Source organism: Burkholderia sp. AU15512 (assembly GCF_002223325.1).
GTDB lineage: Bacteria > Pseudomonadota > Gammaproteobacteria > Burkholderiales > Burkholderiaceae > Burkholderia.
In genome coordinates, this window is the sequence record NZ_NKEX01000006.1 from 2569572 (window position 1) to 2582407 (window position 12836).

Here is a 12836-nt window from a genome sequence, read left to right on the forward strand (position 1 = left end):
ACGGGTTGGGTTCATGCGCATCCTCCTCCTAAGCGAATCGGTCCGTCGCTGTACACGCGACGTGTCAATCGATTCTAGGAAACGCAAACTTAAGCTGACGTGAAGATTGACCCTGATTTGCCTGATCAATTCGTGCCGGATCAGCTGGCGCGCCCGGTCAGCGGTCCATGCGCTGCTGGAAGTGCGCCGGATAGCGCTCGCCGACGATCCCGATTTGCTGCAGTGCGGTCTCGATCGCGGCGAGGTCGTCGGCGGTCGACATGCCCGCTCGTTCAACGCGTCGAGCGCGTCAGGACGTCCGCGAACGGCAAGCCTTCGTCGTCCTCGTCGCGCCGCGAAACTTCGGCGAAGCCGAGCCGCGTGTGACGAACGCCCCCGCACGCTCATCGATGCGTTACGCCGCGCGCGCTGCCTGCAGCATCGCGCGCGGCACAGCATTACCGCAGGTTGGTTCTCGCCAGCTCGACGATCTCGTCGCCGCGCCCACTGAGGATCGCGCGCAGCATGAACAGGCTGAAGCCCTTCGCATGCGCGAGTTCGATCTTCGGCGGCATCGCGAGCTCATACTTCGACGTGACGACGTCGACGACCGCCGGCCCGTCATGCGCGAACGCCATGCGCAGCGCTTCTTCGACGTTTTCCGAATGCTCGACGCGCACGCTGAAGATGCCCGCGCCCTTCGCGATCGCCGCGAAGTCGGTCGGGCTCAGGTCGACGTTCGTGTCGAGATAGCCGGCCGCCTTCAGCTCCATCGACACGAAGCCGAGCAGGCTGTTGTTGTACACGACGATCTTGATCGGCAGCTTGAGCTGGCGCGCGGTCAGCAGATCGCCGAGCAGCATCGACAGCCCGCCGTCGCCCGACAGCGACACCACCTGCCGCCCCGGATGCGCGCCCTGCGCGCCGAGCGCCTGCGGCATCGCGTTCGCCATCGAGCCGTGATTGAACGAGCCGTGCAGCTGCCGCTTGCCGTTCATCGTCAGGTAGCGCGCGGCCCACAGCGTCGGCGTGCCGACGTCGGCCGTGAAGATCGCGTCGTCCGCCGCGACTTCGTCGACGATCTTCGTCAGATATTGCGGATGGATCGCGCGGCCCGGCGGCTCGGCCACCGCGAGATCGTCGAGGCCCTTGCGCGCCGCCGCGTAGTGCTTCAGCGCGTTCTCGAGAAAACGCCGCTGCGTCTTGCGCGTGAGGCGCGGCAGCAGCGCCGCGATCGTTTCCTTCACGGTGCCGACGAGGCCGAGCGCGAGCGGCGCGCGATGGCCGAGCTGCGAGCCCTTCCAGTCGATCTGCGCAATCTTCGCGTTTGACGGATAGAACGGCCGGTACGGGAAATCCGTGCCGAGCATCAGCAGCGTGTCGCACGATTCCATCGCGTGATAGCCCGAGCTGAAGCCGATCAGCCCGGTCATCCCGACGTCGAACGGGTTGTCCCATTCGACGAACTGCTTGCCGCGCAGCGCATGCACGACCGGCGCCCCGAGCGTGTCGGCCAGCGCGACCACCTCGTCATGCGCGCCTTGCGTGCCGCTGCCGCACAGTAGCGTGACCGCGTCGGACGCGTTGAGCAGCGCCGCGAGCCGGTCGAGATCGGCATCGGCCGGCAGGATCGACGGCGGTGACGATTCGCTCCACGCCGGCGCCTCTTCCGGGCCGTCGCCCAGCGCGATGTCGCCCGGCAGCACGACCACCGCGACGCCCCGCTCGTCGATCGCGGTACGCATCGCGCGGGCGAGCACGCGCGGGAACTGCGACGCGTTCGTCACGAGCTCCGCGAAATGGCTGCATTCGCGGAACAGCTCCTGCGGATGGGTTTCCTGGAAATAGCCGAGCCCGATCTCGGTCGACGGAATGTGCGCGGCGATCGCGAGCACCGGCTGGTGATTGCGGTGGCAGTCGTAGAGCCCGTTGATCAGGTGCAGGTTGCCTGGGCCGCAACTGCCCGCGCACACCGCGAGCCGCCCGGCCGACGCGGCATCCGCGCCGGCCGCGAACGCGGCGCTTTCCTCGTGCCGCGTATGCATCCAGCGGATCGAGCCGATCTGGCTCAGGCTGAACGACAGGCCGTTCAGGCTGTCGCCCGTCACGCCCCAGATGCGCTCGACGCCCGCTGCCGCCAGCGTCTTCGCCAGATATTCCGCCATCGTCTGTTTGGCCATGCTGTCCTCGCTCGTTGATGGGTCGTCACACGAATGAATCGGCTCAGGTGGCCGCCTTCGCCACCGAACGCGACGAGCATACGCGATCGCTTCGCGCGGCGTCGTGAAGGTGCAATGCGCTTGCGCGCGTTTCGTTCGGTCCCTTTCGGCGGTGTCGGGCGACTGTCGCCGGTTCGTCGGCAAATGGACGGGTTGACGGGGATACCAGGCGCCAGTCCGGCGCGCACTCGTCGAACACGCGTACTTACAACGGCAGCGCATGCGTCGACAGAATCTCCTTGAGCACCATGAACGAGCGCACCTGCCGCACGCCCGGCAGATACAGCAGTTGTTCGGCGTGCAGCCGGTTGAAGCTGTCGTTGTCGCGCGTGCGCACCAGCATGAAGTAGTCGAATTCGCCGGTCACGACGTGGCACTCGACGCACCCCGACACTTTCTGCGCGGCCTTCTCGAACGCGGCGAACGCTTCGGGCGTCGAGCGATCGAGCACGAAGCCGATCACGACCAGCATCCCTGCACCGAGCGGCTTCGGGTCGAGCAACGCGACGATGCCGCGGATCAGCCCCATTTCCTTCAACCGCTCGACGCGCCGCAGGCACGCCGGCGCGCTCAGCTTCACCTTCGCCGCGAGGCTCACGTTGGAGATCGACGCGTCCTGCTGCAGTTGCCGCAGGATCGCGCGGTCGATGCGATCGAGCGCCGGTGCGGCGTCGGCGGGCGATGCGCCGCCTCGATCTAATTTCATTGCGCCATCCTCCTTTTCAACGAATCAAAATTGCTTATTACGTTCTCGTATCGTCGATAACGTAGGCCACCGCAATTGATTTCGCAAGCTCATTTCTCGCGCTTCTGCCTATCATTTTTCTGGTCGAAACACGGCCTCCCGGCCGCGCCCGAACGATTCCGTTTCCCGCCCCGTCCACCGCTTTCCGGAGCCCGCCGATGAACCTGCAACGTTTCCCCCGTTATCCGCTCACGTTCGGCCCGACGCCGATCCAGCCGCTCAAGCGCCTGAGCGAGCACCTCGGCGGCAAGGTCGAGCTGTATGCGAAGCGCGAGGACTGCAACAGCGGCCTCGCGTTCGGCGGCAACAAGACGCGCAAGCTTGAATACCTCGTCCCCGACGCGCTCGCACAAGGCGCGGATACGCTCGTGTCGATCGGCGGCGTGCAGTCGAACCAGACCCGCCAGGTCGCGGCCGTCGCCGCGCATCTCGGGATGAAATGCGTGCTCGTGCAGGAACACTGGGTCAACTACGAAGATCCGGTGTACGACCGCGTCGGCAACATCCAGCTGTCGCGCATGATGGGCGCGGACGTGCGGCTCGTGTCCGACGGCTTCGACATCGGCATTCGCCGCAGCTGGGAAGAAGCGATGGAGAGCGTGCGGCAGGCGGGCGGCAAGCCCTACCCGATTCCGGCCGGTTGCTCCGAGCATCCGCTCGGCGGGCTCGGCTTCGTCGGTTTCGCGGAAGAAGTGCGTGCGCAGGAGGCGCAACTCGGCTTCAAGTTCGACTACATCGTCGTGTGCTCGGTCACGGGCAGCACGCAGGCGGGGATGGTCGTCGGCTTCGCGGCCGACGGTCGCGCCGACCGCGTGATCGGGATCGATGCGTCGGCCACGCCCGAGCGCACACACGAGCAGATCACGCGCATCGCGCGGCACACCGCCGAACTCGTCGATCTCGGCCGGCCAATCACTGAAGCGGACGTGGTGCTCGACACGCGCTACGCCGGCCCCGAATACGGGCTGCCGAACGACGGCACGCTCGACGCGATTCGCCTGTGTGCGCGGCTCGAAGGCATGCTGACCGATCCAGTCTACGAAGGGAAGTCGATGCACGGGATGATCGACAAGGTACGGCTTGGCGAATTCGAACCGGGGTCGAAGGTGCTGTATGCGCATCTCGGCGGCGTGCCGGCATTGAGCGCATATAGCGAGATTTTCCGGAACGGGTGACACCGTCGCGATGACCCGCCGGCACGACAGGCGATGCCTGTCCGCCGCCGGTCGGCAGCTTGCGAACCATCCGGCCCGCTCGCCGGACCACCAGGACGTGTGCGCACGCCGGTCGTCCTCATGCCGGACGCCGGCACCCGGTTTTCCCGCATCGGCACATTCCGATCAGAAAAATCCGACAAGACAGATCACTTATCCACGACCACTCGTACTTGTTCAATATTCAACCGTGAACGCGTTTCGTACCATCAGCCGGCCTCCTGATTAACCGGTTCGACCATCGACGTGCCGGGGCAGGTGTCCACACGCTCGAGGTCAGAAATTCGGTCCATTCGCTGTTTCTCCTGCCTGTCTGCCGGCCGCGATTCGGCTCGCCAGGCGATCCCCCCACCCGGCGGCAAACCGGCGGCCGCTCGCCGTGCCAGCGCCGTACCCGGCTCCGGCCCCCCACTTCGTTCCGTCCTGCGTTGTGCGTGCATGCTCGGCATCGCGCTGTCGCAATCCGGTCTCGCGCACGCACAAGTGCCGAATGCCGGGCAGTCGCTGCGCGACGTTGAAACCGTGCGTCCGGCGCTCCCTGCACCCGCATCGCCCGATATCGCGATGCCACCGTCGAGCAACGCTGCCGCGCCGGCCGTGCCGTCGGATGCGGAAGCCGGCTCGCGCGTGTCCGTTCGCGCATTCCACATCGAAGGCAACCAGGTTCTCGACACGGCGCGGTTGCAGGCGCTGCTCGCCGATCTCGTCGGCCGCGATCTCGGCTTCGACGAACTCCGTTCCGCGGCCGACCGGATCACCATCGCTTATCGCGAACGCGGCTACGTCTTCGCGCGTGCCTACCTTCCGCCGCAGGACATCGAAGACGGCGTCGTGCGCATCGCGATCGTCGAGGGTCGCTACGGCAGGATCGAACTCCGCAACGACTCGCGCGTGCTCGACGGCGTGCTGCGCCAGCCACTCGGCACACTGCGGCCCGGCGACGTCGTGCGCGGCGCCGATCTCGAACGCAGCCTCACGCTGCTCGGCGAGCTGCCGGGCGTCACGGCCAGCGGCACGCTGCGCGCGGGCGAGACACCCGGCACCACCGACCTGATCGTCGATGCGGCGCGCGCACCGTTCGCCACCGGCTCGCTCGAACTCGACAACTACGGCGATCCGGTCACGGGCCGCTACCGCGCCACCGGGGCCGTCACCGTCAACTCGCCACTGCGGCTCGGCGATCAATTCTCGCTACGCGGCCTCACCAGCAATACGAACCAGCAGTACTACCGCGCGATGTACCAGGTGCCGGTCGGCCCCGCGTCCACACGGATCGGCGTCGCCTTTTCCGACATGGGCTACCGGCTCGGCAAGGAGATGCGCCCGCTCGGCTATCACGGCCGCGCGAGCGTGCGCAGCGCGTTCGTCACGCAGCCGCTGCTGCGCAGCCGGCGCGCGAGCGCCAGCGCGCAGGTCCTCTACGAGAACAAGCACCTGCGCGACGACTACGGCGTGTTCGACCTCGTCAGCGACAAGCGCGTCGACCTGTGGTCGTTTTCCGTCACCGGCAACAGCAATGACGACCGGTTCGGAGGCGGCCGCAACGCGTTCTCGGCCACGCTCGGCCTCGGCCGGATGAGCAGCAACGATCCGCTCGGCATGAACCGGTTCTCGCACACGCAAGGCAGTTTCGCGAAGCTCAACGTGAATGCGATGCGGCTGCAGGCGCTCGGCTCGCGGCTGCAGTTCTACACGCAATTCAGCGCGCAGCTCGCGTCGCGCAATCTCGACTCGTCGGAAAAATTCAGCCTCGGCGGCCCGTACGGCGTGCGCGCCTACGCGCTCGGCGCAGGCAGCGGCGACCAGGGCTGGCAGGCCAGCGCCGAGCTGCGCTATCTCGCCACGCCGGGCTGGCAGGTCAGCACCTTCGTCGACACGGGCCGGATGCAGATCAACAAGCAGCCGTGGGTGCGCAACGAGCTCAACACGCTGCAACTGTCCGGCACGGGTGTCGGCGCGAGCTGGTACGGCGCCAACCGGCAGATCAGCGTCACCGCCGCATGGCCGCTCGGCAACGCGGACCGCTCGCAGAGGGTCACGCGCGCGCCGAGTGTCTGGTTGCAGGCCGCGCAGTATTTCTAAGGAACCGAGCAACCGGGGCGGCCTCAAGTCGGCCGAACCGCACCGGCGGGCAGCCCCGCTGCCCGCATTCCGAAGGGGCGAATCCATCCGCTCCATCCGTTTCGCTTCGTCGCGCACACGCGCTGCGTCGTGCCGGCGAAGCGAACCAACCCTGAGGAAACAACAACGATGAACAAGACCTATGCATTGGTATGGAACGGCGCCCAGCGATGCTGGACCGCGGTCGGGGAAACCGCGCGCCGGCGCGGCAAGGCGAGCGGCGGCAAGCGCGCCGCCGTCACCGCCGTCTCGCTGCTCGGCTTCGCCGCGCTGCCCGCGTTCGCACTGCCCACCGGCGAGGCGATCACGTCCGGCAAGGCCGACATCCTGCGCACCGACGACGGCCGCACGATGAACATCAATCAGCAAACCGACAAGCTCGTCACGAACTGGCAGGACTTCAGTGTGAGCGGCGGCGAACGCGTCAACTTCCACCAGCCCACCGCGCAATCGATCGCGCTCAACCGCGTGATCGGCGGCAACGGCAGCCAGATCGACGGCCAGATCAGCGCCAACGGCCGCGTGTTCCTCGTGAACCCGAACGGCGTGCTGTTCGGCTCGGGTGCACAGGTCAACGTCGGCGGCCTCGTCGCCTCCACGCAGAACCTGTCGGATGCCGACTTCCTCGCCGGCAACTACCGCTTCTCCGGTTCCTCGACGCAAGCCGTCACCAACGACGGCACGATCACCGCCGCCGACGGCGGCAGCGTCGCGCTGCTCGGCGCGCGCGTCGCCAACAACGGCACGATCCAGGCGAAACTCGGCAGCGTCGCGCTCGGTGCAGGCAACGCGTTCACGGTGAACTTCGACGGCAGCGGCCTGCTGAACCTGCAGGTCGACGGCGGCGCGGTCGATGCGCAGGCGTCCAACGGCGGCCTGCTGAAAGCCGACGGCGGCGCGGTGCTGATGACCGCCCGCGCGGCCGACAACCTGCTCGGCGCCGTGGTCAACAACACCGGCACGATCGAGGCGCGCGGCCTCAGCACGCGCGGCGGCAAGATCACGCTCGACGGCGGCACCGTGAACGTCGGCGGCAAGCTCGACGCGAGCACGGCCGACGCCGGCGCAGCGGCCGGCTCGGTCACGACGCGCGGCGAACGCGTGAACGTCGCGAACGGCGCGCAAGTCGATACGCGCGCAGGCGACACGGCCGGCACGTGGGCGATCGAAGCCGCCAACGCGGGCGTGAACGGGGCGAATGTCAACGGTCAGGCAATCGACGCGGACACGCTGTCGCGCAACCTCGGTACGACGAATGTCGCGCTCGCGAACACGAAGGGCGACCTGACGGTCGGCGGCCCGATCGCGTGGACGAACGACAACGCACTGACGCTCACGTCGCAGAAGGGCAACGTCGACCTGAATCAAACGCTGTCGGCCACCGGGGCGAACGCGAGCCTGTCCGTCAACGCCACAGACCGGATTCGCGTGAACGATGCGGTAAAGCTCTCGGGCCGCAACGCGCATCTCGAGCTGAATTCGACCAACGGCCACACGCTGGCGAACGACACCGGCATCGTCACGCTGTCGGGCGACAACGCGTCGTACAGCTCGAACGGCGAAGGCTACAAGGTACTGCACACGCTTGCCGACCTGCGCAACGTCGACGCGGACCTGAACGGCCGCTACGTGCTCGGCAACGGCATCGACGGCGCGAACGCCGGTTTCACCAGCATCGGCGGCAGCAACAACGCGTTCGCCGGCACGTTCGACGGCCTCGGCAACACCATCCGCCGCCTGACCATCAGCAATCCCCGCAGCGACGTGGTCGGACTGTTCGGGTGGAACTTTGGGACGATCGGCAATCTGAGACTCGACTCGCTCGCCGTCAGCAGCGTATCGACGTACTACAACGCGATGATCGGCGGGCTCGTCGGCGCCAACTTCATGGGCCGGATCCACGACGTCTCGGCCACGAACGTGAACGTCGTCCACAACGGCGCGGGCCTCGGCTGGGTCGGCGGCATCGTCGGCCGGAATGTCTCCGGCACGATCGACAACGCCCGCTTCAGCGGGAAGCTCGACGGCACCCGCGACACGATGAACATCGGCGGTATCGCCGGCAGCAGCGAAGGCGCGCGCGCGACGATCACGAATAGCCGCGCCGACGCCGACATCAAGATTGCCCGCGCCAAAGATCTTGCCCAGCACATCCAGAGTGCCGGCACGCTGGTCGGCCTGAACACCGGCACCATCGAGAATTCATCCGGCAGTGGCCGCATCGCAGCCGGCGACGGCATGAACGTCGGCGGGCTCGTCGGCCTGAACGACGACGGCACGCTGCGCAACGTGTCGGCGGCCGCAACCGTCACCGCTGGCAAGGGCAGCCAGGTTGGCGGGCTCGTCGGCAAGGCCGTCGGCGGCACGATCGAGCATGCGTCGGCGAGCGGTACGGTCAACGCGACGCAAGCCGCGGCAGCCGGCGGCCTCGTCGGCCTCAACGAGCACGGCAGGATCGCCAACGCGTCGTCGTCCAACACCGTCCAGGCCGGCACGTCGGCCTACGCAGGCGGGCTCGTCGGCTTCAACTCAGGTGTCCTGTCGAAGGTCTCGGCAAGCGGTCAGGTCGTCGCGAACGGCCCGGGCTCCGTCGGCGGCCTCGTCGGCCGTCACACCGGCACGATCGAGAACGCGTCGGCCGACGTCGACGTCTCGGCAGGGCGGGATGCCAACGCAGGCGGCCTGGTCGGCACGAACGGCGGCGGCGTAATCCGCAACGCATCGGCCAAGGGCAGCGTCAAGGCCCTTCGTGCCAACGTCGGCGGCTTGGTCGGTGTCAACGAGAAAGGCGGGCTGATCGAGAGCGCCAACGCATCCGGCGTCATCGGCGGCGCTGGTTCGACTCTTGGCGGCCTCGTCGCGATCAATGACGGGGCAATCCGCTCGTCCGAGTCGCATACGACGCTCGATGCCAACGCATCGACCAACCCCGGCTTCCGCGGCGGGCTGGTCGGATTCAATAGCGGCTCGATCGAATCGAGTGCCACCTTCGGCCCCTCGAAGCAATTCAACACCGTCGGCTTCAACGTCGGCCTCATCGACGGCCAACGCCGCCCGGGCCAGATCAGGTAAGTCACACCGGCCAGCGTCGGCTTCCCGCACGGCGCTACCGGTACGAGCAGCCGCATCGCGACCGTGCGATGCGGCTGCCGGGGAGCAGGCAAAGCCCGCTCCCACCAGATTCGCTTCGCCCCATGTCTCGCCGCCTCGCCGCTTTGAACCCCGGCGCAGGCGGCCGACTCGTCCCGCCCCCCGTCGCGGATTCCGCGTCGGGTCCGGGAACATTTCCCGCTGAAGATCAGCGCAACCCTGAGGAAACAACAACGATGAACAAGACCTACGCATTGGTATGGAACGGCGCCCAGCGATGCTGGACCGCGGTCGGGGAAACCGCGCGCCGGCGTGGCAAGGCGAGCGGCGGCAAGCGCGCCGCCGTCACCGCCGTCTCGCTGCTCGGCTTCGCCGCGCTGCCCGCGTTCGCACTGCCCACCGGCGAGGCGATCACGTCCGGCAAGGCCGACATCCTGCGCACCGACGACGGCCGCACGATGAACATCAATCAGCAAACCGACAAGCTCGTCACGAACTGGCAGGACTTCAGCGTCGCCGGCGGCGAACGCGTCAACTTCCAGCAACCCACCGCGCAATCGATCGCGCTCAACCGCGTGATCGGCGGCAACGGCAGCCAGATCGACGGCCAGATCAGCGCCAACGGCCGCGTGTTCCTCGTCAACCCGAACGGCGTGCTGTTCGGCTCGGGTGCACAGGTCAACGTCGGCGGCCTCGTGGCCTCCACGCAGAACCTGTCGGATGCCGATTTCCTCGCCGGCAACTACCGCTTCTCCGGTTCCTCGACGCAAGCCGTCACCAACGACGGCACGATCACCGCGGCCGACGGCGGCAGCGTCGCGCTGCTCGGTGCGCGCGTCGCCAACAACGGCGTGATCCAGGCGAAACTCGGCAGCGTCGCGCTCGGCGCCGGCAACGCGTTCACGGTGAACTTCGACGGCAGCGGCCTGCTGAACCTGCAGGTCGACGGCGGCGCGGTCGATGCGCAGGCGTCCAACGGCGGCCTGCTGAAAGCCGACGGCGGCGCGGTGCTGATGACCGCCCGTGCGGCCGACAACCTGCTCGGCGCCGTGATCAACAACACCGGCACGATCGAGGCGCGCGGCCTCAGCACGCGCGGCGGCAAGATCACGCTCGACGGCGGCACCGTGAACGTCGGCGGCAAGCTCGACGCGAGCACGGCCGACGCCGGCGCAGCGGCCGGCTCGATCACGACGCGCGGCGAACGCGTGAACGTCGCGAACGACACGCAGGTCGATACGCGCGCCGGCAACACGGCCGGCACGTGGGCGATCGAAGCCGCCAACGCGGGCGTGAACGGGGCGAATGTCAACGGTCAGGCAATCGACGCGGACACGCTGTCGCGCAACCTCGGCACGACCAGCGTCGCGCTGACCAACACCCGCAACGATCTGACAGTGAGCGGCCCGGTCGCGTGGACGAGCGACAACGCACTGACGCTCACGTCGCAGAAGGGCAACGTCGACCTGAATCAAACGCTGTCGGCCACCGGCGCGAATGCGAGCCTGCTCGTCAACGCCGCGAACCGGATTCGCGTGAACGACGCGGTAAAGCTCACCGGCCACAACGCACATCTCGAGCTGAATTCGACCAACGGCCGCACGCTCGCGAACGACACCGGCGTCGTCACGCTGTCGGGCGACAACGCGTCGTACAGCTCGAACGGCGAAGGCTACAAGGTACTGCACACGCTTGCCGACCTGCGCAACGTCGACGCGGACCTGAACGGCCGCTACGTGCTCGGCAACGGCATCGACGGCGCGAACGCCGGCTTCAACAGCATCGGCGGCGGCACGACGTTCGCCGGCACGTTCGACGGCCTCGGCAACACCGTCCGCCGCCTGACCATCAGCAATCCCGGCAACGACCGGGCCGGCCTGTTCGCGGCGAACAAGGGATCGATCGGCAACCTGACGCTCGATTCGCTCACCGTCAGCAGCGCGTCGACCTCCCCCAACGCATTCATGGGCGGGCTGGTCGGCATCAACTACGGCGGCCGGATCCACGACGTCGCGGCCACGAACATGAGCGTCGTCCACAACGGCAAGGGCATCGGCATACTCGGCGGGATCGTCGGCAAGAATAACGACGGCACGATCGACAACGCCCGCTTCAGCGGGCGACTCGACGGCACCCGCGACACGTTCAGCATCGGCGGGATCACCGGCAGAAACGAAGGCGCACGCGCGACGATCAGGAACAGCCGCGCCGATGCCGACATCAAGATTGCCCGGTCCTACCGCCTCCCCACGTATGCGCAGAGCGCGGGCACGCTGGCCGGCCTGAACACCGGCACCATCGAGAATTCGTCCGGTAGCGGCCGCATCGCGGCCGGCGAAGGCATGCACGTCGGCGGGCTCGTCGGCCTGAACGACCGCGGCACGCTGCGCAACGTGTCGGCGAAAGTGGCCGTCTCGGCGGGCAAGGACAGCCATGTGGGCGGGCTCGTCGGCAAGGCCCTCGGCGGCACGATCGAGAACGCCTCCGCCAACGGCACGGTCAACACGATGCATGCCGCGACAACCGGCGGCCTCGTCGGCCTGAACGAACGCGGCCGGATCGCCAACGCATCGTCCGACGTCAAGATCGATGCATTCGGCGGCGGCCCGGTGGGCGGCCTCGTCGGTCGCAACGACCGCGGTGCCATCGAGAACGCAAGCGCAACTGGCGACGTGCAAGCCTACGTGGCGGCGCCCGTGGGCGGGCTGGTCGGCAACAATACGGGCACGATCGAAAACGCGTCCGCCAGCGGCAACGTGATCGCCGGCACCCGCTCGGACGTGGGCGGGCTCGTCGGAACCAACACAGGCACGATCACGCGCGCATCGGCCAGCGGCAGCGTCACGGCCGGCAGGGAATCGAACGCGGGCGGGCTCGTCGGCCTGAACGACTTCAACGGCGTGATCCGTCAGTCGTCGTCGTCCGGCAGCGTCACCGCGGACCTTTCGTGGGTCGGCGGCTTGGTCGGCGCCAACGTCAACCTGATCGAAAACAGCCAGTCGACGGGTTCGATCGACGGCGTGAATTCGGATCTCGGTGGCCTGGTGGCGCTGAACATGGGCACCATCCGGTCGTCGGAGTCGAGCACCCGGATCGGCAGCCGTCCGTTGCCGGAACCGCTCCTCCGCGGCAGCCTGGTCGCGCTGAACTTCGGGAGCATCGAGTCGAGCACGGTGTCGGGTCCGTCAGCGGGCATGCAGATCGTCGGCGAAAACTGGGGTACGGTTGACGGCAAGACCGGCTGGTAATCGAGCAGTAATCGGTTGACCCCATCGGGCGGCGAGGTGGCCGGCAGGCCATCCTTGCCGCCCGTGTTCGTTTGGGGGTGGAAGGGTTCACCCCGTCTTCGTGCGTTTCATGGCATGCGAATCGATTGGTATTTCGGGATGTTCCGAAAGGGTCGAGGCTCCTCCGGCGGAACGATGCCTGCCCGGCACGGATGCACCGTGCCTCTGCCGAACCCGGCAA

6 protein-coding genes are annotated in these 12836 nt (G+C 67.6%); 4 read left to right on the top strand and 2 right to left on the bottom strand.

Translation table 11 applies throughout. The features are described 5' to 3' along the window. Positions 1–437: 437 nt before the first annotated feature. Positions 438–2159: a ubiquinone-dependent pyruvate dehydrogenase gene (poxB, locus tag CFB43_RS30940; protein ID WP_089497879.1), complete on the bottom strand. Its 1722-nt coding sequence runs from the start codon at positions 2157–2159 to the stop codon at positions 438–440. Positions 2160–2403: 244 nt separating this feature from the next. Then, entirely contained in the window at positions 2404–2904 is a 501-nt protein-coding gene (locus CFB43_RS30945; protein ID WP_089497880.1) for an Lrp/AsnC family transcriptional regulator, read from the bottom strand. Between the two features lie 197 nt (positions 2905–3101). Here CFB43_RS30945 and CFB43_RS30950 point away from each other — a divergent pair, with 197 nt between their 5' ends. The 4 genes from CFB43_RS30950 to CFB43_RS30965 all read left to right on the top strand — a co-directional run bounded on the left by CFB43_RS30950 (position 3102) and on the right by CFB43_RS30965 (position 12616). Then, on the top strand, positions 3102–4118 hold the full coding sequence (locus CFB43_RS30950; protein ID WP_089497881.1) for a 1-aminocyclopropane-1-carboxylate deaminase: 1017 nt from the start codon (positions 3102–3104) through the stop codon (positions 4116–4118). Positions 4119–4595: 477 nt separating this feature from the next. After that, complete coding sequence (locus tag CFB43_RS30955) at positions 4596–6239, top strand: ShlB/FhaC/HecB family hemolysin secretion/activation protein (protein ID WP_256990140.1); 1644 nt, start codon at positions 4596–4598, stop codon at positions 6237–6239. 168 nt (positions 6240–6407) lie between these two features. Beyond that, complete coding sequence (locus tag CFB43_RS30960; protein WP_089497882.1) at positions 6408–9350, top strand: two-partner secretion domain-containing protein; 2943 nt, start codon at positions 6408–6410, stop codon at positions 9348–9350. 254 nt (positions 9351–9604) lie between these two features. Next, on the top strand, positions 9605–12616 hold the full coding sequence (locus CFB43_RS30965) for a GLUG motif-containing protein (RefSeq protein WP_089497883.1): 3012 nt from the start codon (positions 9605–9607) through the stop codon (positions 12614–12616). The last annotated feature ends 220 nt before the right edge of the window (positions 12617–12836 follow it).

Bases quoted from the DNA above. Each gene is read 5' to 3' on its own strand.
- poxB (WP_089497879.1), bottom strand. From the start codon at position 2,159: ATGGCCAAACAGACGATGGCGGAATATCTGGCGAAGACGCTGGCGGCA.
- CFB43_RS30945 (WP_089497880.1), bottom strand. From the start codon at position 2,904: ATGAAATTAGATCGAGGCGGCGCATCGCCCGCCGACGCCGCACCGGCG.
- CFB43_RS30950 (WP_089497881.1), top strand. From the start codon at position 3,102: ATGAACCTGCAACGTTTCCCCCGTTATCCGCTCACGTTCGGCCCGACG.
- CFB43_RS30955 (WP_256990140.1), top strand. From the start codon at position 4,596: ATGCTCGGCATCGCGCTGTCGCAATCCGGTCTCGCGCACGCACAAGTG.
- CFB43_RS30960 (WP_089497882.1), top strand. From the start codon at position 6,408: ATGAACAAGACCTATGCATTGGTATGGAACGGCGCCCAGCGATGCTGG.
- CFB43_RS30965 (WP_089497883.1), top strand. From the start codon at position 9,605: ATGAACAAGACCTACGCATTGGTATGGAACGGCGCCCAGCGATGCTGG.